General features: G+C 68.8%; 28 protein-coding genes. 14 read left to right on the top strand and 14 right to left on the bottom strand.

Annotation, left to right across the window (positions count from 1 at the left end; translation table 11 throughout):
* Nucleotides 1-8 precede the first annotated feature (8 nt).
* From I5803_RS01530 to I5803_RS01510, 5 genes are read right to left on the bottom strand one after another with little or no spacing between them, the layout of a single operon-like run.
* Nucleotides 9-2,741, bottom strand: a complete 2,733-nt coding sequence (locus I5803_RS01530) for a sensor histidine kinase (RefSeq protein WP_196984663.1) — start codon at nucleotides 2,739-2,741, stop codon at nucleotides 9-11.
* Nucleotides 2,741-4,312, bottom strand: a complete 1,572-nt coding sequence (locus I5803_RS01525) for an alkaline phosphatase D family protein (protein WP_196984662.1) — start codon at nucleotides 4,310-4,312, stop codon at nucleotides 2,741-2,743. The genes I5803_RS01530 and I5803_RS01525 overlap by 1 nt, the downstream gene beginning before the upstream one ends.
* Before the next feature lie 15 nt (nucleotides 4,313-4,327).
* On the bottom strand, nucleotides 4,328-5,590 hold the full coding sequence (locus tag I5803_RS01520) for an MFS transporter (protein ID WP_196984661.1): 1,263 nt from the start codon (nucleotides 5,588-5,590) through the stop codon (nucleotides 4,328-4,330).
* A 34-nt stretch (nucleotides 5,591-5,624) separates the two neighbouring features.
* A complete protein-coding gene (locus tag I5803_RS01515) occupies nucleotides 5,625-5,951 on the bottom strand; it encodes a hypothetical protein (RefSeq protein ID WP_196984660.1) in 327 nt (108 codons plus the stop codon).
* Nucleotides 5,951-6,397, bottom strand: a complete 447-nt coding sequence (locus I5803_RS01510) for a hypothetical protein (protein ID WP_196984659.1) — start codon at nucleotides 6,395-6,397, stop codon at nucleotides 5,951-5,953. The genes I5803_RS01515 and I5803_RS01510 overlap by 1 nt, the downstream gene beginning before the upstream one ends.
* Before the next feature lie 86 nt (nucleotides 6,398-6,483).
* On the opposite strand from I5803_RS01510, the gene I5803_RS01505 reads away from it, so the two are divergent.
* The 3 genes from I5803_RS01505 to pssA all read left to right on the top strand — a co-directional run bounded on the left by I5803_RS01505 (nucleotide 6,484) and on the right by pssA (nucleotide 8,448).
* Nucleotides 6,484-7,323: a helix-turn-helix domain-containing protein gene (locus tag I5803_RS01505; RefSeq protein ID WP_196984658.1), complete on the top strand. Its 840-nt coding sequence runs from the start codon at nucleotides 6,484-6,486 to the stop codon at nucleotides 7,321-7,323.
* A 114-nt stretch (nucleotides 7,324-7,437) separates the two neighbouring features.
* Nucleotides 7,438-7,725, top strand: a complete 288-nt coding sequence (locus tag I5803_RS01500; RefSeq protein ID WP_196984657.1) for an EF-hand domain-containing protein — start codon at nucleotides 7,438-7,440, stop codon at nucleotides 7,723-7,725.
* A gap of 96 nt (nucleotides 7,726-7,821) precedes the next feature.
* Nucleotides 7,822-8,448, top strand: coding sequence for a CDP-diacylglycerol--serine O-phosphatidyltransferase (gene pssA / locus I5803_RS01495; RefSeq protein WP_196984656.1), 627 nt, complete (start codon nucleotides 7,822-7,824; stop codon nucleotides 8,446-8,448).
* Between the two features lie 17 nt (nucleotides 8,449-8,465).
* Here the strand turns inward: pssA and msrA are convergent, their stop codons facing one another.
* A complete protein-coding gene (msrA, locus tag I5803_RS01490; RefSeq protein WP_196984655.1) occupies nucleotides 8,466-9,167 on the bottom strand; it encodes a peptide-methionine (S)-S-oxide reductase MsrA in 702 nt (233 codons plus the stop codon).
* Nucleotides 9,168-9,262: 95 nt separating this feature from the next.
* Here msrA and I5803_RS01485 point away from each other — a divergent pair, with 95 nt between their 5' ends.
* The 7 genes from I5803_RS01485 to I5803_RS01455 all read left to right on the top strand — a co-directional run bounded on the left by I5803_RS01485 (nucleotide 9,263) and on the right by I5803_RS01455 (nucleotide 13,855).
* Entirely contained in the window at nucleotides 9,263-9,712 is a 450-nt protein-coding gene (locus I5803_RS01485; protein WP_196984654.1) for a hypothetical protein, read from the top strand.
* A gap of 64 nt (nucleotides 9,713-9,776) precedes the next feature.
* Entirely contained in the window at nucleotides 9,777-10,391 is a 615-nt protein-coding gene (locus I5803_RS01480; RefSeq protein ID WP_196984653.1) for an FHA domain-containing protein, read from the top strand.
* A gap of 59 nt (nucleotides 10,392-10,450) precedes the next feature.
* Entirely contained in the window at nucleotides 10,451-11,026 is a 576-nt protein-coding gene (locus I5803_RS01475; RefSeq protein ID WP_196984652.1) for a hypothetical protein, read from the top strand.
* Nucleotides 11,027-11,102: 76 nt separating this feature from the next.
* The gene (locus I5803_RS01470; RefSeq protein WP_196984651.1) at nucleotides 11,103-11,363 is read left to right on the top strand and encodes a DUF1488 family protein; all 261 of its coding nucleotides are present in this window, start codon (nucleotides 11,103-11,105) and stop codon (nucleotides 11,361-11,363) included.
* 38 nt (nucleotides 11,364-11,401) lie between these two features.
* Complete coding sequence (gene trxC, locus I5803_RS01465) at nucleotides 11,402-11,842, top strand: thioredoxin TrxC (protein WP_196984650.1); 441 nt, start codon at nucleotides 11,402-11,404, stop codon at nucleotides 11,840-11,842.
* A gap of 47 nt (nucleotides 11,843-11,889) precedes the next feature.
* Entirely contained in the window at nucleotides 11,890-12,879 is a 990-nt protein-coding gene (locus I5803_RS01460) for an LLM class flavin-dependent oxidoreductase (protein WP_196984649.1), read from the top strand.
* A gap of 55 nt (nucleotides 12,880-12,934) precedes the next feature.
* On the top strand, nucleotides 12,935-13,855 hold the full coding sequence (locus I5803_RS01455; RefSeq protein ID WP_196984648.1) for a dienelactone hydrolase family protein: 921 nt from the start codon (nucleotides 12,935-12,937) through the stop codon (nucleotides 13,853-13,855).
* A gap of 13 nt (nucleotides 13,856-13,868) precedes the next feature.
* Here I5803_RS01455 and I5803_RS01450 read toward each other — a convergent pair whose 3' ends face one another.
* Entirely contained in the window at nucleotides 13,869-14,318 is a 450-nt protein-coding gene (locus tag I5803_RS01450; protein WP_196984647.1) for a DUF2721 domain-containing protein, read from the bottom strand.
* Between the two features lie 38 nt (nucleotides 14,319-14,356).
* Nucleotides 14,357-14,722, bottom strand: coding sequence for a YXWGXW repeat-containing protein (locus tag I5803_RS01445; RefSeq protein WP_196984646.1), 366 nt, complete (start codon nucleotides 14,720-14,722; stop codon nucleotides 14,357-14,359).
* Between the two features lie 156 nt (nucleotides 14,723-14,878).
* Here I5803_RS01445 and I5803_RS01440 point away from each other — a divergent pair, with 156 nt between their 5' ends.
* The gene (locus tag I5803_RS01440) at nucleotides 14,879-15,694 is read left to right on the top strand and encodes an aldo/keto reductase (protein WP_196984645.1); all 816 of its coding nucleotides are present in this window, start codon (nucleotides 14,879-14,881) and stop codon (nucleotides 15,692-15,694) included.
* A 21-nt stretch (nucleotides 15,695-15,715) separates the two neighbouring features.
* Here I5803_RS01440 and I5803_RS01435 read toward each other — a convergent pair whose 3' ends face one another.
* From I5803_RS01435 to I5803_RS01415, 5 genes are all read right to left on the bottom strand, one after another.
* Complete coding sequence (locus tag I5803_RS01435) at nucleotides 15,716-16,534, bottom strand: transglycosylase SLT domain-containing protein (RefSeq protein WP_196984644.1); 819 nt, start codon at nucleotides 16,532-16,534, stop codon at nucleotides 15,716-15,718.
* A gap of 121 nt (nucleotides 16,535-16,655) precedes the next feature.
* Nucleotides 16,656-17,654, bottom strand: a complete 999-nt coding sequence (locus tag I5803_RS01430) for a Bug family tripartite tricarboxylate transporter substrate binding protein (RefSeq protein ID WP_196984643.1) — start codon at nucleotides 17,652-17,654, stop codon at nucleotides 16,656-16,658.
* A gap of 18 nt (nucleotides 17,655-17,672) precedes the next feature.
* On the bottom strand, nucleotides 17,673-18,461 hold the full coding sequence (locus I5803_RS01425; RefSeq protein WP_196984642.1) for an SDR family NAD(P)-dependent oxidoreductase: 789 nt from the start codon (nucleotides 18,459-18,461) through the stop codon (nucleotides 17,673-17,675).
* Between the two features lie 10 nt (nucleotides 18,462-18,471).
* On the bottom strand, nucleotides 18,472-19,074 hold the full coding sequence (locus tag I5803_RS01420) for a DUF2889 domain-containing protein (protein ID WP_196984641.1): 603 nt from the start codon (nucleotides 19,072-19,074) through the stop codon (nucleotides 18,472-18,474).
* A 24-nt stretch (nucleotides 19,075-19,098) separates the two neighbouring features.
* Entirely contained in the window at nucleotides 19,099-19,653 is a 555-nt protein-coding gene (locus I5803_RS01415) for a YidB family protein (protein ID WP_196984640.1), read from the bottom strand.
* Nucleotides 19,654-19,716: 63 nt separating this feature from the next.
* On the opposite strand from I5803_RS01415, the gene I5803_RS22365 reads away from it, so the two are divergent.
* From I5803_RS22365 to I5803_RS01400, 3 genes are read left to right on the top strand one after another with little or no spacing between them, the layout of a single operon-like run.
* Nucleotides 19,717-19,785 (top strand): TMEM175 family protein, encoded by a 69-nt coding sequence (locus I5803_RS22365; RefSeq protein ID WP_196988425.1) that lies wholly within the window; start codon nucleotides 19,717-19,719, stop codon nucleotides 19,783-19,785.
* Between the two features lie 49 nt (nucleotides 19,786-19,834).
* Nucleotides 19,835-20,074, top strand: coding sequence for a type II toxin-antitoxin system ParD family antitoxin (locus I5803_RS01405; RefSeq protein WP_196984639.1), 240 nt, complete (start codon nucleotides 19,835-19,837; stop codon nucleotides 20,072-20,074).
* A complete protein-coding gene (locus tag I5803_RS01400) occupies nucleotides 20,071-20,397 on the top strand; it encodes a type II toxin-antitoxin system RelE/ParE family toxin (RefSeq protein ID WP_196984638.1) in 327 nt (108 codons plus the stop codon). The genes I5803_RS01405 and I5803_RS01400 overlap by 4 nt, the downstream gene beginning before the upstream one ends.
* A gap of 117 nt (nucleotides 20,398-20,514) precedes the next feature.
* Here I5803_RS01400 and I5803_RS01395 read toward each other — a convergent pair whose 3' ends face one another.
* Nucleotides 20,515-22,554: a penicillin-binding protein 1A gene (locus tag I5803_RS01395; RefSeq protein ID WP_196984637.1), complete on the bottom strand. Its 2,040-nt coding sequence runs from the start codon at nucleotides 22,552-22,554 to the stop codon at nucleotides 20,515-20,517.
* Between the last annotated feature and the right edge of the window lie 75 nt (nucleotides 22,555-22,629).

Below are 22,629 nucleotides of genomic sequence, written 5' to 3'. Positions count from 1 at the left end.
CATCGGCATCATCCCGGCAACTTCACCGTAAACGTCGTCCCGCGCCCCAGTTCGCTGCGCACCCGGATTTCACCGCCGTGCATCTCCACGGCGTTCTTCACGATCGCCAGGCCCAGCCCCGTCCCCGGGATGCTCCCCACATTGCTCGCTCGGTGGAAGGAGCCGAACAGGTGGGACACCTCCTCCGCCGGGATGCCGATGCCCTGGTCGGCGACCTCGAATTCCGTCGCGCCTTGCGTCCTCCGCACCTTGAAACCCACCTCCCCGCCCGCGGGTGAGTACTTCAGCGCGTTCGACAGCAGGTTGCTGAAGATGTGCCGCAGCAGCTTCTCGTCGTAGTCGCCCGGCCCCGGGTTCCCCTCGAAATCCGTCACGACGACACTGGTGCTGTCGGGCTGCTGGGCGCGCGCCTCGTCCACGAACTTCCTGCACAGGGGCACGATGTCGATGCGTTCCGGGGCGAATTCCAGCATCCCCGCATCGGCCTTGCCGAGCAGCAGCACGCGATCCATCATGCGCGACATGCGCTGCACGCCCGAGGCGATGCTGTCCAGCACTTCGAGCCGCTCGGCCTGCGGCAGCCGGTCGCCGTAGTGGCGCAGCAGCTCCTCGGCGGACATGATCGCGGCGAGCGGCGTGCGGAACTCGTGGCTGGTCATCGCGACGAAGCGGTTGCGCAGTTCGTTGAGCGCCTTTTGCTGCTCGAGCGCCTCGATCATCTCGGCCTCGGACTTCTTGCGGCCGGTGATGTCCAGGAAGGTCCAGATCACGCCCGAATCCGGATCGTTCGGCCGGATGCAGCTGCCGCCCATCTCGACCCAGAAGAGCTCGCCGCTGCGGCGCTTCAGTTGCCGCTCGCAGATGTAGGAGCCGGTTTCGATCAGCGCCGCGCGCGCCTCGCGGCCGAAACGCTCCCACGACTCCTCGTCGGGATGGATGTAGCTCGAAGGCTGCCCGATCAGCACCTGCCGCGGATAGCCCAGCATGCTGGCGAATTTCTCGTTCACCCATTCGTGGCGCCGCGCGACCGACAGCACGATGCCCACGAGCGCGCTGTTGAGGATCGCCTCGCGCTCGGAATTGTTCTTCTTCAGTTGCTCTTCGAGCGCCTTGCGCTGCGTGATGTCCATGATCACCCAGACCGTCCCCTGCGAGAGGTCCTCGCGGCTCACGGCCTTGCCCGACAGGAAGATCCATCCGCGCGTGCCGTCGAACTTCTGCACCTCGAGCTCGCGCTGGTAGGTTTCGCCGCGCGCCGCATGGGCCGCCACTTCCGCGCCGACCTCGAGGTACTCCTCGCGGCTCAGGTAGAAGCGCTCCATCGAATGCACCTGGTTCGCGCGCGCGCCGAAGATGTCCAGCATCGCGCGATTGGCCCAGCGCATGCGCCCCTTCGCCGTCAGGAAGACGATGCCGACGATCGAGTTCTCGAGAATGTTCTCGCGCTCCTCCAGCACCGCCTTCAGGCGCGACTGCGACTGCGCGAGCGCCTCCACCATCGCATGCTCCGCGGCGATGCGCGCCTGCGCCTGCTCCTTGAAGCGGCGCGCGACATTGATGCGGTCGGCCAGCGCGAAGGACAGCATCACCATCTCAAGCGCCGAGCCGATCAGCAGCGCATTGGCGGTGAAGATGTTGGAAGGCAGCACGCCCACGTTGTGCAGCGCCAGCGTGACGACGCCGATCAGCAGCAACGTCCACGCGCCGAAGAAATTGCGCGCACCCGCATAGTCGCGGCGGATGCTAATGACGCCGATGGCCACCATGGACGCCACGCTCACGACGGCCAGCCCCGTCACCATGTACGACGACACCGAGTACGGCAGCGTGAGGGCGGCCGCGATGGCCGCCGCCCAGCCGGCCATCTGCACCAGCAGGAAGCGGTCGATGCGCGGCATGCGCACGGCGCTCGAGAGGAAGTTGCGCGCGAACTGCAGCCCGAAAAGCGCCGCGCCCGCGAGGCCCACGGGAGGCGACACCGTGTTCCACCAGGTCCACGGCGTCCAGAGGAACTGCGCGCCCAACCCCGTCAACGCCGCCTGCCCCAGGCCCATGAAGGCGACGAAGCCGACGTAGATCAGGTAGCCGCTGTCGCGCACCGACACCCACAGCAGCAGGTTGTAGAGCAGCAGCCCGATCAGCAGGCCGAAGTACAGGCTCAGCGTGGCATAGGCGGCGAGGTCGCGCTGCCAGAGCGCGGCGGGCCGCCACAGCGTCGCGGGGACGGATACCGTGCCTTCGGACTGCACGCGCAGGTAGATCGTCGCCTCGCCCGTGCGCGGCAGGCGAAGCGGCAGCACATGGTTGCGGTGCGCGATCGCGCGTTCCGCGAAGGGCCGCGTATCGCCGCCGACCTGCCTGTCGTAGCCGAATGCATCGTCGGGCGCGTAGAGCTCCAGCTGGTCCAGCGGCGGGTAGGCGATCTCCAGCAGCCAGTCGTTGGGGGTGAGCGTCGTCGTCGCGAGCGTCGCCCGCAGCCAGATCGCCGAGTCGGTCAGGCCGAAATTCGCGCCGGGCCCGGTGCGCGCCAGGGGCCTGAACTGCGCCTGGCGCGCGGGCGCGAGGATGTCGTCCAGCGTGAGCCGGCCCGTCGGGTCCTCCAGGTACTGGAAGCTGCGCGTGAGCGGATAGCTGGGATCGGCGCCGATGGGAATGACGGCGGAGGAGGACGGCCCCGGTGCCTGTGCGTGCGCGCAGGCCAGCACCAGCCAGCATGCGAACGCCAGGCACCAGGCGCGCATCAGGCCCGCTCCAGGCGCCGGCTGCCCGCAGCCACCGCGAAGCGCGCGAGCGTCTCGATCTTCGTGTCCGGCCGCGTCACGTCGTCGACGACGCGCAGCGTGGCGGTGAGCTTCGATGGCGTGAACTCCGCGACGCCATAGCCCTTGCGCTCGGCGTCGGCAAAGACGAAGTGCGGGTTCTCCGCGATGCGCTCCGCCGTCTTCGCATTGCCGCCGGAGCGCGAGGTGATGCTGGTGCCGCAGAGCTCCACGCCGAGCGTCGCGCTGTCCGGGCGGTCGTAGTCCGCCATCACGTGCCCGACCCAGTTCTCGTGGACGTCGCCGCCGAGCAGCACCGGGTTGGCAACGCGGTGTTTCTGCAGCGATTGCGTGAAGCGCGTGCGAGCGGCGGCGTAGCCGTCCCAGCCGTCGTTCCACAGGGACTGCCCGGGCCCCGCGGTGAAGTCGCGGCGGCCGAACAGGGATTGCTGCGCGACGATGGTCCAGCCCTCGCCCGCCGCCGCCAACGTGCCATCGAGCCAGGACTCCTGCGCGGCGCCCAGCAGCGTACGCGCGGGGTCGTTCCATGCCGCGCACGTGGCGGGGTCGAGCGTGCTCGATCCGGGTTTGCCCCCGCGGCTGCACACCTGCGCGTCGCGGTACTGGCGGTCGTCCAGCACGATGAGGCTTCCCAGGCGGCCCAGCCGCTGCCGCGAATACAGCCGCATCTCCGCGCCGGCTTGCAGGCCCGCAAGCGCGCGCGTCAAGGCGCTCGCGCGCACGGGCATGTTCTCGTAGAAGGCCTGGTAGGCCGCCGCGCGCCGCGCCGCGAAGTCCGCCACCTGCGGCCCGCTGTCGCCGGGTGTGAGGCCGGCGTAATCGTTCTGCACCTCGTGGTCGTCCCAGGTGACGATCCACGGGCAGGCGGCGTGCATGGCCCGCAGGTCCGCTTCGCTCTTGTGCAGCGCGTAGCGGTCGCGGTAGTCGGCAAGCGTCGTCACCCAGGTGCCCGGCGGCGTGCGCGCGGGCTTCGAGGCTGTGGGGTACTCGTAGATGTAGTCGCCGAGGAACACCACCGCGTCGAGGTTCTCCTCGCGCATGTGCCGGTAGGCGCTGAAGTACCCGTGCTCCCACCGCTGGCAGGAGGCATAGGCGAGGCGCAGCGATTGCACGGCGGCGTCCGGCGCGGGAAAGGTGCGCGTGCGGCCGACGGGGCTGGTCGCGCCGCCCGCCATGAACCGGTAGAAATACCAGCGGTCCGGCTCCAGGCCGCCGGCTTCCACGTGCACCGAATGCCCGAGCGCCGCCAGCGCCTGCGCCTGGCCGCGCTGGACGATGCGCGTGAAGCCTTCGTCGTGCGCCATCTCCCACTGCACCGTGAGGGCGTCCGCGCCGGGCGGGACGTTGGCCAACCGTGTCCAGAGCACGACGGAGTCATGCAGCGGCGAGCCGCTCGCGATGCCCAGCGCGAACGGGTCCCCCGCGAAAGCCGCCTGCGACCACGCCGCGCGCGGCAGCCACAGGGTGGAGGCGGCGGTGCCCGCCCATTGCAGCAGGCTGCGCCTGTCGATGCCGGTATCGAAATCCTTCATGCCGGCCATTCTGGTTCAAGCCATGCGCGCCACGGAAGAGCTGGAACCCTGAGCCCGTGCGAGCCGGACGCGATAAAGCAAGAAAATCACGATGCTCACGTTCAGCAGGTTCCAGGCGATGCCGTTCAGGAACGCGGCGCGGTAGGAACCGGTGAGGTCGAACACCGCGCCCGACATCCAGCCGCCCAGCGCCATGCCGAAGAGCGTCGCCATCAGCACCGTGCCGACGCGCGCGCCCGCCTCCTTCGGCGAGAAGTGCTCCCGCACGATGAGCGCGTAGGCGGGCACGATGCCGCCCTGGAACAGGCCGAACATTCCGGACACGAGGTACAGCGACACCAGCCCCTTGAAAGGCAGGAACATCAGCAGCGCGATGCCTTGCAGGATAGAGCCGAGCAGCAGCGTGCGCAGGCCGCCGATGCGGTCGGACACCCAGCCCGAGACCAGCCGGCTCACCACGCCCATCCCGAGCATCACCGACAGCATCTCCGCGCCGCGCGCCGGGCTGAAGCCCAGGTCGCCGCAGTACGCGACGATGTGCACCTGCGGCATCGACATCGCGACGCAGCACGACACCCCCGCCACGCACAGGAGCGCCTGCACCGCGTTGGGACTCATGCCCATCGGCCGGTCCGGGGCACGGCCGCCGCCCGCGTCCGCCAGCGGCGCCGGCGCCTGGGGCGGCGGCGCGCGGCGCAGCACCAGCGCGAGCGGCAGCATGGTCGCGACGCAGAAAACGCCGATGCCCATGTAGGTCTGGCGCCAGCCCACGGCGTCGATGAAATGCTGGATGACCGGCGGCCAGATCGCGCCGGCCACGTAGTTGCCGCTCATGCAGATCGCGAGCGCGACGCCGCGGCGGCGATCGAACCACTGCGAGGTGTCGGCCACCAGCGGCGCGAAGGTCGCGGCCGTGCCGAGCAGCCCGATGAACAGGCCCTGCGCGAGGCTGAACATCCACACGCCCGGCGCGAGACCCGCGCCGACGAAGCCCAGCCCGATGCCGACGGCGCCCAGCATGACGGGCATCCACACGCCGAAGCGGTCGGAGAGCTTTCCCATCAGCACGCCGCCGAGCCCGAAGCCGATCATCGTCAGGGTGTAGGGCAGCGAGGCGTCGCCGCGCGCCAGCGAAAAATCCTGCTGGATGCGCGGCAGCACCACGGCCACCGAGTACATGCCGGCGCCGCCGATGGTCATGAGAAGAAGGCTCACGGCCAGGCGCATCCATGCGTAGGCCGATTCGATGTCGTCGCGCGTGGCGGGGGTCCTGCTCATCCGCGTATTGGACACGAAAGCCGCCGGCGCCGCCTCAGGCCTGCCAGACGCCGAAGCCGGCCTTGCGCAGCATGATGCCGAGCTCCACCTCCATCTCCCGCGCGGCTTCGTAGGGCATGGGGTTGTAGCGCTCGTACAGCGCCGGCACCAGCCGCAGGCCGTACTCCAGCACGTAGCGGTTGGACTGGATGCCCGCCTTGTGCTTGTCGAAGCGCACATCCGGGTCCAGGCCCGTCATGCCGACATAGACGAAGGGTTTGCCCAGCTGGTAGCCGGGGTTCGCGCGGCGAAAACGCGCGAGGTTCCACACGCGGTCGGACAGCTCCACGACGTACACGTGATAGTGCGGGCGGCGCGCCATCAGTGCCGCGACAGGTCCCGCAGGGCCTGCGCCTGCCAGGCGAATTCCGGCGCGAAGGCGTCCGGGTCCTTCACGGCATAGCCGCCGTACGCGTAGACCGTGGCGTACGCCGCGTAGTCGGCGGCCTCCAGGGCCTTGCCCGCCAGCGCCTTCGCGACCGCATAGGTGGCCGACACGGCGGCGTGCGCCGCGCCGTCCAGCGAGGCCGAGCCGCGATGGCCATTGGCCACCTGCGCGGCCTCGTCGACCGCGCGCGCGAAAGCCTCGTCGTCCACGCCACCCGCCACGCGCGCGCGCAGCGCCTGCAGGCATTGCACGGCCCGCGGGTCTTCCAGCAGGTGCGCGACGCGCTCCACGCAGGCCAGGCCGAATGCCAGCCGCCATTCCCGGCGGTCGGCCGAATCGAGCCCGATGTCACGGGCGAGTTGCGTGAGTTCGGTGTTCATGCCGGCCGTCCTTGTCCTTCCGAGCGCCGTGAAAGTCTTCACGACTATAGCTGTAAGCAATACGCAAGCGCCACGACAGAAGGGCCATGACCACACCCCACGACCTCCTGTTCGAGCGGGCCGCATCCGCCGCGCACGTCGTCTTCGTCGGCAGGCGATGCGCCAGCGCCAACCTGCTGCACGACTACGCCAGCGGGATCCTCCACTTCGTGCGGGAAGGCCACGCGCGCATCGAGACGGCGGGCGGCCCACCCATCGAGCTCGACCGGCCCTCGCTCGTCTTTTTCCCGCGCGCGGGCAGGCACGCCATCCAGTCCGTCGACGAATCCGGCGTGGAGCTCGTGTGCGCCATCACCCGGTTCAGCGAGCCGTTCCTCCAGACCCTCGGGCCGGCCTTCCCCGAAACGCTGGTCGTGCCGATGGAGGAGCTCGCGCCGATCCGCTATGCGGTGGAAGCCTTCTTCGCCGAGGCGCAGGCCGCGCCGCCCGAAGGCCGGCAGCTTGCCGACCGCCTGTGCGGCATCGTGCTCGCCTACCTGCTGCGGCACCTGGCGCAGCGCCAGGCCGGCCAGTCCGGCGGGCCGGCGCAGGGGTGCTCGGGAATCATCGCGGCGGCGAGCGACCAGCGCATTGCCGGGGCCATGAACGCGATCCACACGTCCTTCGACGCCGCGCTCGACCTCGCGACGCTCGCGAGGGTCGCCGGCATGTCGCGCAGCCGCTTCGTCGAGCACTTCAAGCGCCTGGTCGGCACGAGCCCGCACAACTATCTCGTCAACTACCGCATCGGCGTCGCCCAGCAATTGCTCGCGAGCCGCGTACCGGTGAAGACGGTCGCCGGCCGTGTCGGCTACGAGACGACGGCCTCCTTCGTGCGCAAGTTCAAGGAAGTCGTGGGCGTTTCCCCCGGCGCCTGGGCGAAGTGACGCTGCCGCCGGACTTTCGCACAACACATCGGGACGAAGCGAACACTTCGCGCGCGGCCGCCCCGGCAAAGTACGCCTGCTGTTTCCCTCAACCACCCACAGGAGATCCTCCCCATGAAGCTCAAGCAACTCACCGGCGCCATCGCCATCGCCACCTCCCTCCTCGCCTGCGGCACCGCGTTCGCGGCGGGCCCGACCAACGCCGAGTACTACCCCTTCGCCGAGATCATGTCGATGAAGATGATCGACAAGAACAAGGACGGCATGGTGTCGAAGAAGGAGTTCATGGACATGATGACCATGGCCTGGGAGATGAACACGAAGAAGATGGGCGGCAAGCCGGACATGATGACGGACGCCCAGTTCAAGGAATTCCTCATGTACCTCAAGGCCGGCAGCTGATCCGCGTCGGACAGCGCCGACACGGCAGGCGAAAGGGTCCCACTGACGGGGCACCCGAAATCGGCTAGCGTGGAAGGGTCACCAAAGGACCCATCCATGCAGAGCACCGCCCCACGCCACTTCTCGATGCTGCGCGAGTTCCACCTCGCGGACTTCTTCACCCTCGGCAATGCGGCATGTGGCGTCGGCGCCGTGTTCCTGGCCATGGCCTACATGGCCAGCCACTCGCTGACGCATTTCTACGCCGCCGCGGTGCTCGCGCCGCTCGCCTTCATCTTCGACGTGCTCGATGGCCGCATCGCGCGCGCGCGGCACCAGCACTCCGCCCTGGGCCGCGAGCTCGATTCCCTGTCGGACGTGATTTCCTTCGGCGTGGCGCCCGCCGCGCTCGGGTTCGCGGCCGGCCTGCAGGGCGGGTGGGACGCCGCCGCGCTGATCTTCTTCGTGTGCTGCGGCGTCAGCCGCCTCGCCCGCTTCAACGTCACGGCCGAACAGCTCTCCGGCGCCAGCGGCAAGGTGAAGTATTTCGAAGGCACGCCGATCCCGACGAGCGTGGTGCTCACCGGCGTGCTGGCGCTGGCTGCCTGGCAGGGCCGCCTGGGCGATGCGCTGTGGGGCGGCGTCTGGCAGGCCGGCCCCTGGCAGCTGCATGTGCTGTCGCTGATGTACGTGCTGTCGGGCAGCCTCATGATCAGCAAGACGCTGCACATCCCCAAGTTCTAGGGCGCTGCGGCCCCCGGTCAGTTCTTCGCGGCCACCAGCACCGGCTTGTCGCGGTAGGCCTCGGGCATCAGGGCCTTGAGGTTGGCGATCTTCGGCAGGTCGAAGGTCGCGATGTAGGGCGAATCGGGATGCAGCGTCGCGTAATCCTGGTGGTAGGCCTCGGCGGGGAAGAACGCGGTGAGCGGCGCGAGCTGGGTCACGATCTTCGCGGGGTACGCCTTCGCCGCGTCCAGCTGCGCGATGTAGCGCTCGGCCACGGCTTTCTGCGACGCGTCGGTATAGAAGATCGCGGAGCGATATTGCGTGCCTGTGTCCGGCCCCTGCCTGTTGAGCTGGGTGGGATCGTGCGCGACGGAAAAGTAGATCTGAAGCAGCTTCGCGTAGGAGACCTGCTTCGGGTCGTACGTGACCTGCACCGATTCCGCATGGCCCGTCGCGCCGCTGCCCACCATCTCGTAGCGCGCGGTTTCCTTCTGCCCGCCCGCGTAACCCGAGACGGCCATCGTCACGCCCTTCGTGTGCTGGAACACACCCTGCACGCCCCAGAAACAGCCCCCGGCGAACACCGCGGTCGCCTGCGCCGCGTTGGCGGGGGCCGGGTCGTATGCCGCGGGCGGAAGCTTCACGGCCTTCTCGGCCGCGCCGCCGGCACCGGTCGCAACGAAAAACATCAGGCCGGCGGCGGCGGCGACCGCCATCAGCTTCAGGGAGGCGGACATCGGGGAATTGCTGCGTTCCATGGGGACCTCGGCGGGAAAGGAAAAGATTGTGGACCTGTGCGTGGGTCGGCGCCGCGGGCCTATCCTTACACCCCATGGCGATCCCAGGCTTCCCGCGCAGGCGCTTTCTCATCGGGGCGGCCGCATGCTGCCTGGCGGGGTGCGAGCCCGCGGCCGACTCGGCGGCGCAGGACGACATCCGCGACCTGCTGGTCGGCACGTGGCTGCGGGAGTACGAGGACGGCGGCGTGCGGGTGCGCCGCGTGCTGGCGCTCGATGCGGCGGGGCATTTCCGGGAGTCCTCCCGCATCGTCCAGCCCGGCGCCAACGAGATCGAATCGGAACACGCGGGCGACTGGCTCTACGACGGCACCAACCTCAAGCGGCACTACACGATGATGGACGGGCGCCCGCCGTCCGCGCCGACGATTCCCTTCGCGACCTTCGAGCTCCAGTTTCCCACGCGCAACGAATTCACCGGCATCGACCGGGTGCGCCGGCTCGAAGTCACCTACCGCCGCGTCGACGACGGGACCCGGCCATGACCCCATTGCGCGCGCCGCGGGAGTCGGTCTACCATCTGCGCAACTCATCCGCAAAGCGAGTCCCATGCCGCAACTCATCGCATCGGTCGAAGGCGTCGAGATCAAGCACGTCTACCTGCAGAAGGACCGCACGACCCTCGGGCGCAATGCCGACAACGACATCGTGTTCGACAACATGGTCGTGAGCGGCAGGCACTGCGTCTTCGAGATGCACGGCCTGGCGGACGTGTACCTCGAAGACCTGCGCAGCACGAACGGCACGTACATCAACGGCCAGATGGTCAAGGAGCGGCGCCTGCTGCGCGACGGCGAGGTGATCGCCATCGGCAATTTCCGCATCCAGTACCTGCAGGAGTCCGAGCGCCCGAGCGGCTTCTCGCAGACGACGGCCATGCGGATCGACGGGCCGGGCGGGCCGATGCAGGCGGCGTTCAAGGTGCTCAACGGGTCCTCGGAAGGCCTGGAGGTTCCCGTCGTCAAGGCCGTCACCACCTTCGGCAAGCCGGGCGTGGCGGTGGTCGCCGTGAGCCACCGGCGCGACGGCTACTACGTGGCCTACATGGAAGGCGCCACGCGCCCCACCCTCAATGGCCAGCCGCTCGGCGAAAAGGCGGTGCAGTTGTCCAGCCACGATGTGCTGGAACTCGCCGGCACGCGAATGCTGTTCCGGCTCGAATAGCCTCCTCACGCCATAATCGCCCTGAACGGGCAACGAGGGGGATCGAAACGATGGGGCTGTTGAAGAAGTTTTTCGGCGCGGGCAATACCGAAGCCGCGACCCAATTCCATGAATCGGAGAGCACGGCCGAGGACACCGACTCGTCCAATACCGGACGCCGGGAAATGGTGCACGTGGTGCTGCGCGACATCATGCGCAAGCACGGCATCCCCAGCGACTGGCTCGAGTGCCGGGTTCTCTCGGGCCAGACGCGCCAGCAGCGTCCCGGCATGCACGTGCAGTTCATCGTCCTGAACGGCGAGGAGCAACTTCTCGGCTATATCCACGCCTTCCAGGACAGCTTCTGGCGCGAGCTGGAGCGCTACGACTCCAGGGCCCGCGACTGGCTCTTCAGCGTGGCCTGGCAATTCGAGGGCCCCGCCAAGGACGGCATGGGGAAGATGCCCGTGTTCCGCGGCTGGGACGAAGAGGCGCAGTCGCCGGACACGCAACCGTCGGAGCTGGACACGCGGCCGCCCGAGGGACACGAGGACGAATTGAAGTCCGACCTCGAGCAGCTCTTCGCCATCCGCGACGCCGCCTTGTCCGAGCCGCCCCCCGCGGCCCACGCGCCGCCGGCCAAGCCCAGGCCCTGAGCGCCCGCCACCGGAACAACGCCCATTGACTTGGGCCCGTCCCTCTCCATACTCGATGCATGAGCAGGAGTGGACCATGGCGCGGTTGAGCATCTCGAATCCTGTGGCAGGCCTGGACGGCGTCGAATTCCTCGGCATCCGCGACGGTGTCGCCCAGAAATTCGTGCTGTACCGCGACGGCCTCGAGGACATCGAGGACAAGCTCATCGAGACCGACGACGAACTGCTCGACGCCTTCTCCAAGCATGCGGCGCACATCGCGCAAGTCGCCGCGAAGGCGCTGGACGACGGCAAGGGCGGGCCCAAGCCGGTGGTGCTGCAGACGCTTTTCCTCTAGCGCTTGCGTTTCCTGCGGGCCGCCCCTATTTTCAGGGGATGAGCGCCGATCCCCTGCACATCGTCTGTCCCCATTGCCACACCACCAACCGCGTCCGCGGCGACGACCTGTCGAAGTCCCCCGACTGCGGCAGTTGCCACCGGCCGCTGTTCACGGGCCATTCCACCGCCCTCGACGAAGCCGCGTTCGACCGGCACATCGGGCGCAGCCAGATCCCGGTGCTGGTGGATTTCTGGGCGCCCTGGTGCGGCCCGTGCCGGCAGATGGCGCCCGCTTTCGAGCAGGCGGCGGCGCAGCTGGAGCCCGCCGTGCGGCTCGCGAAGGTGAACACGGATGAGGCACAGAACCTGGGCGCGAAGTTCCAGATCCGCAGCATCCCCACGCTCGCCCTCTTCGTGAACGGCCGCGAGGTGGCGCGCCAGCCCGGCGCCATGGGCGCGGCGGACATCGTGCGCTGGGTGAAGGCGCACGCGGGCTGAATGCCCCGCGCCCGGCACGCCCACCGCAGAACCGCAATACTGGGGCCATGATCCCGTTTTCCGTCCTCGACCTCTCCCCCATCGCCGAAGGCAGCCACGCCGGCCAGTCGTTCGCCAACTCGCTCGACCTCGCGCAGCACGCCGAACGCTGGGGCTTCAACCGCTACTGGCTCGCCGAGCACCACGGCATGCCCGGCATCGCCAGCGCCGCGACCTCCGTGCTGATCGGCCACATCGCGGGCGGCACGAAGACCATCCGCGTCGGCGCCGGCGGCATCATGCTGCCGAACCACTCGCCCCTCGTGATCGCGGAGCAGTTCGGCACGCTGGAGGCGCTCTATCCCGGCCGCATCGACCTGGGCCTCGGCCGGGCGCCGGGTTCCGACCAGGCGACCGCGCGCGCCCTGCGCCGCAACCTCACGAGCGACGCCGACGAGTTTCCGCGCGACGTCGTGGAACTGATGGACTTCATGTCCGACGAGCCGCGCCAGCGCATCCGGGCGGTGCCGGGCACGGGTGCGAAAGTGCCGGTGTGGATCCTCGGCTCCAGCCTGTTCGGCGCGCAGCTCGCCGCGATGCTGGGCCTGCCCTTCGCGTTCGCGTCGCACTTCGCGCCGCAGCAGATGATGCAGGCGATCGAGATCTACCGCGAAACCTTCAAGCCCTCGGCGCAGCTCGAGAAGTCCTACGTCATGCTCGGCTTCAACGTCTTCGCCGCCGACACGGAGGAGGAAGCGCAGCTGCGTGCGACGTCGATGCAGCAGTCCTTTGTCAACCTGCGCAGCGGCCGGCCCGGTCGCCTGCCACCCGTCGTGCCGGGTTACCGCGAGAACCTCGGGCCGGCCGAGCGCGCGCTGCTCGAAAGCGTGCTGTCGGTCGCGGCCATCGGCGCGCCGGACACGGTGCGCGCGCAGATCCAGGCCTTCGTCTCGCGCACGGGCGCCGACGAATTGATGATCACGTCGAACATGTACGAGCACGCGCACCGCCTGCGCTCGTACGAGATCGCGGCGCAGGTGCGCAGCGCCATCGCCTGACCTGCAGGTTTCGCGCCGGGCGGCTATGCTGCGCGCTCCACATCAAGGAGTAAGCATGCCACCGCGTCTCACCGCCAGCGACTTCGACCAGGAACTCCTCATCCTCTTCGACGCCTATGTCCACGGCAACCTCGACCGGCGGGGCTTCCTCACCAGGGCGCAGAAGTTCGCCAAGGCCGGCGTCACGGCGGCGGGACTTCTGGCCGCGCTCAGTCCGGACTTCGCGGCGGGCCAGCAGGTGAAGAAGGACGATCCGCGCCTGAAGACCGAATGGGTGAGCTACCCCTCCCCCCAAGGCAACGGCACGATGAAGGGCTACCTCGCGCGCCCCGCGAGCGCCGGCGCCGCCAGGCTCGCGCCCATCCTCGTCATCCACGAGAACCGCGGGCTGAACCCGCACATCGAAGACATCGCGCGCCGCCTGGCGCTCGACGGCTTCATGGCCTTCGCGCCGGATGCGCTCACGCCCCTGGGCGGCTATCCCGGCGACGAGGACAAGGCACGCGAGGCGCTCGCGAAGCTGGACCAGGCCAGGGCGCAGCAGGACTTCCTTGCGGCCGCGGCATGGCTGCGCGCGCGCGCCGATGGCAACGGCAAGCTGGGCGCGGTGGGCTTTTGCTATGGGGGCGGCGTGGTGCACATGCTGTCCACCCACCTGCCTGACCTCGACGCGGCCGTACCCTTCTACGGCAACACGCCGGCACCGGATGAAGCCGTCAAGGTAAAGGCGCCGCTGCTCATCCACCAGGCGGAAGTGGACGAGCGCATCAACGCCGCATGGCCCGCATACGAAGCCGCGCTCAAGGCCGCCGGCGTGCGCCATACGGCGTATCGCTATCCCGGGACGCAGCACGGCTTCAACAACGACACGACGCCGCGCTTCGACGCACCGGCGGCGAAGCTGGCCTGGGATCGCACCGTCGCATTCTTCCGGATGAACCTCGCGGCGGGCGGCACGGCCCCGAGCGCCGGCTGAGCGTGCGCTCGCGCTACTGGCGCAGCATGTGGAAGTTGAGCAGCCTCGTGGCGACCACGGTCTCCGCGAGGAAGCAGAGCAGCGCGCAGAGGAAGCACACCACGCCCAGCAGGAAGCTCGCGACGGCCAGCTTGTTGATCTGGAATGCCGTGGTCTCGCCGAGGAAGAGCAGGACGATCGTGAGGCCGATGAGGAAGGCGCAGGTGGTGAGCAGCGCGATGCAGCCGTTGGCCAGCCGGCCGCGCTGGCGCAATTCCGCGAGCTCCGCGTAGGAACGCGCGAGGAATTCCTGGTCGGTGGAGACGCGTGCACGGTCTTCCACGAGCCGGGCGCGATCGATGATGCGCGCCAGGCGCCCCGCGACCGCGCCGATCATGCCGGAGACGGCCGTGAGGAGGAACACCGGCGCCACCGCGAGCTGGATGCCGTGGGTGACTGCGCTGGTGTCGAGGGGAAAGGGCATCGGGCGATTATCGCCCGCGCCCCCAGCCCCCGATCCGGTCAGCTCCTGTTCGGATTGTTCGGGCGGCTGTCGAAGCGGTTCGGCACGCCGTCGCCGTCGCGGTCACCGCGGACCCAGCGGCCCGGGCGCATTTCCCAGCGGCCGTCGCGCTGGACCCAACGCTCCGGCTCCCAGTGCTGGCCGCGGCGCGCGCGCAGCCAGTGGCCCTCGATCCACACATGGCGGTTGCCGCGCCACTCCCAGTGGCCCGGCGCCCAGGCGTAACCGCGGCGCGGGGCCGGCATGGCTTCCTGGCGCGGCTCGGGCGGCGCTTCGCGAATGATGATCGTGCGCGAGAACGAGGCGACGGGAACGCTGGCGAACGAGGCGCCGATCAGCGTGGCGAGGAGGATTTTCTTGAGCATGGATGTCTCCCGAAATGGTGGCTCTCGAGCTCCGACATGAAGCTCGCTTGTCCAACGCCCAGCGTCGCGCCCAGTTGACAGCGGTCCTGTAGGAGAACTACCCGTTCACCTCATCCGCGCCGCGCGTTCCGCGCGCGGCTGCAGTATCGTTCCGGCATGCAGATGCGTCCCATCCCTTCGACCGGCGCGGCGCTCCCCGTCATCGGCTGCGGCACCTGGCTGGGCTTCGACGTCGGGGGCTCGCCGGCGGAATGGCCCGAGCGGGGCCGCGTCCTGGATGAGCTTTTCAAGGCGGGCGGGACGGTCATCGACAGCTCGCCCATGTACGGCACGGCCGAGCAGGTGGCCGGCAGCCTGCTCGAGCGCGCCGGCGACCGCGACAAGGCCTTCATCGCGACCAAGGTCTGGACGAGCGGCCGCGAGGCGGGAATCGCGCAGATGGAGCGGTCGTTCGCGCATTGGCGCGCCAGGCGCATCGACCTCATGCAGGTGCACAACCTCGTGGACTGGAAGACGCACCTGTCGACGCTGCGCGAATGGAAAGCGCTCGGGCGCATCGGCTATCTCGGCGTGACCCACTACACCGAATCGGCGTACGCGGAACTGGAAACCGTCATGCGCGCGGAGCCGCTCGACTTCGTGCAGTTCAACTATTCCATCGCGCACCGGCAGGCGGAGCAGCGGCTGCTGCCGCTGGCCGCGGAACGTGGCATGGCGGTGCTGGTCAACCTCCCCTTCGGCGCCGGCAAGGAACTGGCGCGGCTGCGATCGAAGCCGCTCCCGCCGTGGGCCGGGCCCATCGGGTGCTGGAGCTGGAACCAGGTGCTGCTCAAGTTCGTGCTTTCGAATCCGGCGGTGACCTGCGTGATCCCGGGAACCTCGAGCGCGGACCACATGCGGGAGAACGCGATGGCGGGTGCGGGAGAGATCCCGCCGCGCGAATTCTGGAAAGGGAAACTGGACGGCTTGTGATCCCGCCCGCGCGGGGATGCGCTACCGGCTCGCCGTCAACACCGCACGCGCGGTGCCATCGTCCCCGCCGAAGCGCCCGGCCCGCGACTGCGCATCGAGCCAGGCCGCCTCCTGCGCACCCATCCTCGCGTTGAAGATATGGCGCTGCGTTTCGACCGGCAGACGGCTCGCGTTGAGCCCGTTCCACTGCGCGCGTCCCTTGCTCGAGAGGTTGTAGTAGACGGAGATGCCTTCGCGCAGCTTGTCGGCGCGCTCGTCGGCGCCCAGCCGAAGGCGCGCCACGCGCTCCGAGCTCCACATCGCGGCTTCCTTCATGTGCACCGCGGCGACGTGCACGGCTTCCACCAGGTCGTTGGGGTCGCGCACGCCGAGCGCGCGGGCGGTGGCGGGCTCGAACTGCGCCACGCCATAACTCGGCGTGCCGCGACGCCCCGCGCCGCGCCGGGGCACCCAGGAGGTCTCCGCGGTGATGAGCCCGTACACGTCGCGGTACCCCAGCCCGACTTCGGCGAGGCCGGCGCGCTGCGCGGCGGACTTGGCCAGCAACAGGCGCGTGTCGTAGTCCGGGGCGTTGCCCAGGCGCGTGGGCATCCAGCGCACGCGGGTGCGCAGGGCGTCGTAGTAGCTGCGTTCGGACATCGCCACGGGCGCGCCGGCGGCCGGTTCGGCGACGGCCGCGGCGGCCGTCGCAGGCGCCCGGGCGAAAGCCACGGCCGGCGAGGCGACGGGCTCGAGGGCAGCATGGCGCCACTGCCCGACGATCACCAGGGACACATAGATCAGCGCGGCCGTGGCGAAGCCTGCGATCGCGCAATGGATGGGCCAGGTCTCGCGGGTCATGTAGTCCTTCTCCGACAAAGCGGGAAGGAGCAGGACTACAGGATGAAGTTCAGCGCTGTTTCAACGGATGAGCGAGGCAGATGCGAAAACGAGGAAAAATCACGCCCTGCCGCGCGCGGGCTCAATCGGGTTTGGCGCCCGATTCCTTGACCACGCGCGCCCATTTGGTGGTCTCCGCCTGCATGAAGGCCGCAAGCGCCTCCGGCGTGCCGGTGTTGATGTCCAGGCCGAGGTTCGCGAGTTTTTCGCGCACATCGGGCATTGCCATCACCTTGGCCGTCTCCGCGTTGATGCGCATCTGCACGTCGCGCGGCAGCCCCGCCGGCGCGTACAGCGCGAACCAGGACGTCGCTTCGAAGCCCGGCAATCCGGACTCCGCCACCGTGGGAATGTTGGGCGCGGCCGGCGAGCGGGTCGCGCTCGTCACCGCGATCGCGCGCACTTCGTTGCCCTTCACCAGCGGCAGCGCCGACGGCATGTTGTCGAAGATCATCGTGATGCGCCCGCCCAGCAGGTCCGGCACCGCCTGCGCGCGGCCCTTGTAGGGAATGTGCTGCATCTTCACACCCGCCATCGTGTTGAAGAGCTCGCCCGACAGGTGGATGGACGTGCCGCTGCCCGAGGAGCCGAAGCTGAGCGGCTCCTTCTTCGCAAGCTCGATGAGCTCCTTCACGTTCTTCGCGGGCACGCCGTTGTTCACCACCAGCAGGTTCGGCGTGGACGCGAGGAAGCTCACGGGCGTGAAGTCCTTGATGTGGTTGTACGGCATCCTGTCGTACAGCGCCGCGTTGATCGCGTGCGTGCCGACCGTGCCCACGACCAGCGTGCTGCCGTCCGGCGCGCTCTTGGCGACGAAATCGGCGCCGATGTTGCCGCCCGCGCCGGGCTTGTTGTCCACGGTGAAGGTCTGCCCGAGCGCCTGGCCCCATTTGTCCGCCAGCACGCGGGCGAGCGTGTCGGGCGCGCCGCCGGGCGGGAAGGTGACGACGATGCGCACCGGCTTGGTGGGCCACACCGGCGCCTGCGCACGCGCCTGCGTGTAACCCAGGCCCAGCGCGACGACGGCGCCGCAGAGGATGAACCAGCGCCGCCCCGGCGCGCGAAGCGTTTGTCGAGCCATCGATGTCTCCAGTCGTTTTTACTTCACGGGAATCTGCACGGGCTGGCGCGCGCCGAGGTGCGTGCCGCCGTCCAGCAGCAGCAATTCGCCCGTCATCGTACGCGCGCCCGCCACCAGCCACACGATCGCCTCGGCGACATCCTCGGGCGTGCTCGCGCGGCCCAGCGGCGTCGCCTGCTCCACGCTCGCCTTGACCTTCTCGAAGCCCTCCTGGCCGATGCCCTGCACGAACCAGCGCGAGGTGATGAGGCCCGGGCACACGGCGTTCACGCGCACCTCGGGCGCGAGCGCGCGCGCGAGGTGCAGCGTCATCGCGTTGACGGCGCCCTTGGAAGCGATGTAGGGCACGGAAGACCCGATGCCCAGCGCGCCGGCGATGGAGGAGACGTTGACGATCGCGCCCTTCGATTCCTTCAGGTGCGGCGCGCAGGCGCGGACCATCTGGAACAGGCCGATGCTGTTGACCGCCAAGATGCGCTGGAAAGTCTCGGCGTCCAGCGCCTCCCACGTGGACGCCGGCCCGAAGACGGAAATCCCCGCGTTGTTCACGAGCGCGTCGATGCGCTTCCAGCGCTTGTGCGCCGCCTGCACCATCGCGCGGCATTCGGCGTCCTGCGCCACGTCCCCGCGCAGCAGCAGCGTGTCCGCGCCCGCGGCTTCGCAGGCCGCCTGCGATGCGCGCGCTTCCTGCTCGCTGCGCGTGTAGTTGATGACGAGGTTCCAGCCGCGCTGCGCGAGCATGAGCGCGGTGGCCGCCCCCACCCCGGTGCCCGAGCCGGTGACGATGGCGACCTGTCGTTCGTTCATCGCCCGCAATCTAGCTGCTTTTGGGCGGCGCGTCGACCTTGCGAAGCAGCGGCTGCCAGCCCGCGAATTCGGGATGGTGCCGCGCGACGACCGGGCCGTTGAAGTCCCAGGCGATGCACTTGCCCAAGTGGTAGGGCGGCTGCGTGCCGGAGTACGCGGGCTTCCCCGCTTCGCGGCGCAGGCGCGCCTGGTAGGACGGGATCGTCTGGTAGGCGGCCGTCGCCATGTTGAACAGCAGCTCGCGCAGGTGCGTGCAGCCGCGTGTGTTGCCCAGCGCGCGGTCGATCGCGACGCGCCAGCCGGGCCCCAGTTTCGCGCCCACCATCTGCTGCATCGGCGGGTTGCCCGCCTGGCATTCGTCGAATGGCGTGTGGTCCTGGGCGCTCGCGATCTCGCGGATCGTCATCGTGTCGTCCACGGTGATGCGGATGGACATGCCGTGGATCGGCGTGCCGGGCGGCATGGTGCCGCGCTGGGAGCGCTCGAGCGCGTAGGTCTTGGTGTCGGAAAGCTCCGCCTCGATGTCCCACAGGCCGTCCTCGCGGTGGTAGCCGCGGTAGACCACGGCGCGGGTGTGGAGGTGCTTGCGGGGTTGGGGGGCGGGCAATGGCATGGCGCCATTTTCGCACCCGCCGATTCAGCCCCGCCTGCCGAACATCTGGTCGATGGACGCGAGGCCCGCGCCCAGCACGTCGTCGGCGTCCTGCGGCACTTCGCCCGAGGGCGTGAGGTGGTCCACCACCTGCGGCATGATCTGCGCCATGCCGCCGGCGACCTCGTCTTCGGATACGCCGAGCTGGCGCGCGAGCTGCGAGAGCTCGTTCGATCCCATGACGTCGGTCACCGCCTGCGCATCCAGCGGCTCGTTGTCGCCGGTGGACACCCAGGACGACGCCTGCTGGCTGTAACCCTTCTGCCGGAACTTCTGGAGCACGGCGCCCAGCCCGCCATTGCGCTGGACCCACTGCATGGCCAGCGGAAGCAGCATCGCGATGATCGCGCCCTTGCCGCCGAACCCGCCGCGCTGGATGCCGCGGTCGTCCTGCTGCCCGCGTCCCCCGCCCAGGACACTGCCGAGCACGCCCCCGAGGCCCCCGCCGCCCAGGCCGCCGAGCCCGCCGGGCATGCCTTGCGCGCCCGCGCCGCGTCCGAGCACGCTGCCGAGAATCTGGGAGAGGAAATCGCTGGACATGGAGTGCTCCTGAAATGGTTGATTCCATGATACGCACAGGTCGCTCTACCTTAGGAAGTCGGCATGTTCCTGTCCTACCTGCTGAGCTTCATCTATGTCGGCATCTACTGGAACAACCACCACTCCGGCTGATCGGCTCCTCGCATTTGCCAAATTTTGCCAATTGGGCTAGGATTCCAGCATGAGCACGATGAACATCTCATTGCCCGAAACGATGAAAGCCTTCGTTGACGAACAGGTCGAAACACGTGGCTATGGAACGAGCAGCGAATACGTTCGCGAGTTGATCCGCAAGGACCAGGATACGGAACAGATGCGCGCGCTCCTTTTGAAGGGCGCCAGGTCCCCGGTGGTCGGCATGATGGACGACGCCTGGTTCGACAGCTTGCGCCAACGCTCTCGCGAGCGCGGGGCCGAATGACCGCGAAGGCGGTTGTACGTCGCAGTCAGGCGCAAAAAGACATCCAGCGTGCGGCGGACCACTACTTCGCCGAGGGCGGCACTGCATTGGAGGTGCGCTTCATCGATGCCATGCAGGCCGCTATTCGCAAGATCAGTGCGCATCCAGGCATCGGTTCACCGAGGCATTCGCAAACCCTGTCGGTTCCGGGCCTGCGCGCATGGCGGCTGACCCGCTTTCCCTACCTCGTTTTTTATGTCGAGCGCGAAGATGCGATCGACGTCTGGCGGGTGTTGCATGAGCAACGAGACATTCCCGCGCGTTTCGCGAGTGGTGGGACGTAGCGATGCCCGCCGATCCCATCACCTTCCGCCCCCTCGCCCGCGCAGACCTTCGGATGCTGCACGAGTGGATGTCGCGTCCGCATTGGCGCGGGCCGGTCAATTACCTGCGGTCCCTCTTCACTGGAACCCCCTGAACAGCCTGTTCAGGAAATTCGTGAGGCCCTGGATCGCATCGCGCGGCGGCGCGCCCGGCGCCGGCTCACGCGGTTGCGGGCGCGGCCTCGGGATGTCGAATTCCACCTGCGGGTCGATCCACTTCGCGCGCAGCGCCTGCTGGAACACGTCGCCCACCATGGGCAGCGCGCTTTTCGCGCCGGGCCCCCAGGCATCGCCCATGGTCATGCTGCTGTCGTTGAAGCCGACCCAGGCGCCCGCCACCATCTGCGGGTGCATGAGGATGAACCAGCCGTCGGTGTTCTCCTGCGTCGTGCCGGTCTTGCCCGCCACGTCCGCCTGGATGCCGTGACGCGTGCGGATGGCGGTGCCCGTGCCCTCGTCCACGACGCCGCGCATCGCATTCACGAGCTGCAGCGACTGCGAGCGCGACATGGCCTGCTCCGGCACGGCCTGCTGGAAGGCCTCCAGCACCTTGCCCTCGCGGTCCTCGACCTGCACCACCATGGCCGGGTCGATGTAGCGCCCGCCGTTCGCGATCGAGCCGTAGGCGGCGACCATCTCCCGCAAAGTCACCGGGCTGGTCCCCAGGGCCAGCGAAGGCACTTCGTCGAGCTTGCTCACCCGCACGCCCATCGCGCGCGCGAACTGCGCGACGCGCTGCGGGCCGACGCGCATCATCAGTTGTGCGGTGATGGTGTTCTTCGAATACGCGAGCCCCTCGCGCAGCGTCATCGGCGCGCCGGTGGGCGGCGTGCCGTCGGTGGGGCTCCAGATGCCGCCACCGGGCAGGTGGATGGCGAGCGGCTGGTCGATGAATTCGTCGCGCGGGCTCATGCCCATCTCGAACGCGGCGCCGTAGACGAAGGGCTTGAAGGTGGAGCCCGGTTGGCGCCGCGCCTGGTTCACGTGGTCGAACTGCTCCGTCGCGAAATCGCGGCTGCCCACCCAGGCGAGGATGTGCCCGTTGCGCGGGTCCACCGCCATGAAGCCCGATTGCAGCAGCACGCGCTCCTCGCCCTTCCTGCGGCGCCGGTCCGCGAGCGACTGCAGCGCATCGAGCTGCCGCGCCATCGCCTGGTTGGCCGCCTTCTGCAACCTGGCGTTGAGCGTCGTGCGCACCACGAGCCCGTCGGAGTGGATGTTGTAGCCGCGGTTGTCGGCCCACGCGATGAGCCATTTGCGAATCCATTGCGCCGCGTGCGGCGCGGGCCCCAGCGCGACGTCCTGCCGCTCGAAATCCAGCTTGAGCGGCGCCTTGGCCAGCGCCTGCGCGCGCGCCGCGTCGAGCTTGCCGTACTTCACCATCTGCGCCAGCACCACGTTGCGCCGCTCGCGCGCGCGCTCGGGGTTGAGCACGGGGTTGTAGTAGCTCGTGCCCTTGAGCATGCCGATGAGCGTGGCGGCCTCCTGCACGTTCAGCTGCTGCGCCGACTTGTCGAAGTAGGTGCGCGCGGCCATCTCGATGCCGAAGGCGTTGTACAGGAAGGGCACGGTGTTGAGATAGGTCTCCAGGATCTCGTTCTTCGAGTACACGGCCTCGATCTTGAGCGCCGTCAGCGCCTCCTTCACCTTGCGGTTGATGCTGATGGAGCGGCCGATCTCCTCCGGGAACAGGTTGCGCGCGAGCTGCTGCGTGATGGTCGAGCCGCCCTGCGTATTGCCGCGCAGCGTGTTGAGCACGGCGCCGGCGGTGCGCCGCAAGTCCAGGCCGTGGTGCTCGTAGAAGCGCCGGTCCTCGGTGGCGATGAGCGCGTTGACCACGTTCGGCGAGATCTCCGCCAGCGGCACCCACTCGCGGTTGAGGCGCTTGTACTCGGCCAGCACCGACCCGTCCGACGCCATCACGACCGACGGCACCTCGGACTTCGCCTTGCGCAGGTCGGCGATGCCGGGCGTGAAAGGCAGCAGCGCCAGAATGTAAAGCAGCACCAGCGCGGGCAGGATGGACGCCGTGCGCCAGGGGTGGCGCCGGGCCAGTGCCCAGGCCTGCTGCGCGGCGACTTCGGTTCGGGTCCAGGCGCGGCTGGCAAGTGGGTGCATCCCCCGACTCTACTGCTGTGTTTCGCGCGCCCCTGTAGGAAAGCAGCGCCACGCGCGGGTGTAGGCAGGCTCCTA

This window comes from Caenimonas aquaedulcis, from assembly GCF_015831345.1.
Taxonomy (GTDB): Bacteria; Pseudomonadota; Gammaproteobacteria; order Burkholderiales; family Burkholderiaceae_C; genus Ramlibacter; species Ramlibacter aquaedulcis.
Note: the sequence above shows the minus strand (reverse complement) of the source record. Positions and strands in the feature narration are given on the sequence as shown.

Bases quoted from the DNA above. Each gene is read 5' to 3' on its own strand.
- I5803_RS01530 (WP_196984663.1), bottom strand. From the start codon at position 2,741: ATGCGCGCCTGGTGCCTGGCGTTCGCATGCTGGCTGGTGCTGGCCTGC.
- I5803_RS01525 (WP_196984662.1), bottom strand. From the start codon at position 4,312: ATGAAGGATTTCGATACCGGCATCGACAGGCGCAGCCTGCTGCAATGG.
- I5803_RS01520 (WP_196984661.1), bottom strand. From the start codon at position 5,590: ATGAGCAGGACCCCCGCCACGCGCGACGACATCGAATCGGCCTACGCA.
- I5803_RS01515 (WP_196984660.1), bottom strand. From the start codon at position 5,951: ATGGCGCGCCGCCCGCACTATCACGTGTACGTCGTGGAGCTGTCCGAC.
- I5803_RS01510 (WP_196984659.1), bottom strand. From the start codon at position 6,397: ATGAACACCGAACTCACGCAACTCGCCCGTGACATCGGGCTCGATTCG.
- I5803_RS01505 (WP_196984658.1), top strand. From the start codon at position 6,484: ATGACCACACCCCACGACCTCCTGTTCGAGCGGGCCGCATCCGCCGCG.
- I5803_RS01500 (WP_196984657.1), top strand. From the start codon at position 7,438: ATGAAGCTCAAGCAACTCACCGGCGCCATCGCCATCGCCACCTCCCTC.
- pssA (WP_196984656.1), top strand. From the start codon at position 7,822: ATGCAGAGCACCGCCCCACGCCACTTCTCGATGCTGCGCGAGTTCCAC.
- msrA (WP_196984655.1), bottom strand. From the start codon at position 9,167: ATGTCCGCCTCCCTGAAGCTGATGGCGGTCGCCGCCGCCGCCGGCCTG.
- I5803_RS01485 (WP_196984654.1), top strand. From the start codon at position 9,263: ATGGCGATCCCAGGCTTCCCGCGCAGGCGCTTTCTCATCGGGGCGGCC.
- I5803_RS01480 (WP_196984653.1), top strand. From the start codon at position 9,777: ATGCCGCAACTCATCGCATCGGTCGAAGGCGTCGAGATCAAGCACGTC.
- I5803_RS01470 (WP_196984651.1), top strand. From the start codon at position 11,103: ATGGCGCGGTTGAGCATCTCGAATCCTGTGGCAGGCCTGGACGGCGTC.
- trxC (WP_196984650.1), top strand. From the start codon at position 11,402: ATGAGCGCCGATCCCCTGCACATCGTCTGTCCCCATTGCCACACCACC.
- I5803_RS01460 (WP_196984649.1), top strand. From the start codon at position 11,890: ATGATCCCGTTTTCCGTCCTCGACCTCTCCCCCATCGCCGAAGGCAGC.
- I5803_RS01455 (WP_196984648.1), top strand. From the start codon at position 12,935: ATGCCACCGCGTCTCACCGCCAGCGACTTCGACCAGGAACTCCTCATC.
- I5803_RS01450 (WP_196984647.1), bottom strand. From the start codon at position 14,318: ATGCCCTTTCCCCTCGACACCAGCGCAGTCACCCACGGCATCCAGCTC.
- I5803_RS01445 (WP_196984646.1), bottom strand. From the start codon at position 14,722: ATGCTCAAGAAAATCCTCCTCGCCACGCTGATCGGCGCCTCGTTCGCC.
- I5803_RS01440 (WP_196984645.1), top strand. From the start codon at position 14,879: ATGCAGATGCGTCCCATCCCTTCGACCGGCGCGGCGCTCCCCGTCATC.
- I5803_RS01435 (WP_196984644.1), bottom strand. From the start codon at position 16,534: ATGACCCGCGAGACCTGGCCCATCCATTGCGCGATCGCAGGCTTCGCC.
- I5803_RS01430 (WP_196984643.1), bottom strand. From the start codon at position 17,654: ATGGCTCGACAAACGCTTCGCGCGCCGGGGCGGCGCTGGTTCATCCTC.
- I5803_RS01425 (WP_196984642.1), bottom strand. From the start codon at position 18,461: ATGAACGAACGACAGGTCGCCATCGTCACCGGCTCGGGCACCGGGGTG.
- I5803_RS01420 (WP_196984641.1), bottom strand. From the start codon at position 19,074: ATGCCATTGCCCGCCCCCCAACCCCGCAAGCACCTCCACACCCGCGCC.
- I5803_RS01415 (WP_196984640.1), bottom strand. From the start codon at position 19,653: ATGTCCAGCGATTTCCTCTCCCAGATTCTCGGCAGCGTGCTCGGACGC.
- I5803_RS01405 (WP_196984639.1), top strand. From the start codon at position 19,835: ATGAGCACGATGAACATCTCATTGCCCGAAACGATGAAAGCCTTCGTT.
- I5803_RS01400 (WP_196984638.1), top strand. From the start codon at position 20,071: ATGACCGCGAAGGCGGTTGTACGTCGCAGTCAGGCGCAAAAAGACATC.
- I5803_RS01395 (WP_196984637.1), bottom strand. From the start codon at position 22,554: ATGCACCCACTTGCCAGCCGCGCCTGGACCCGAACCGAAGTCGCCGCG.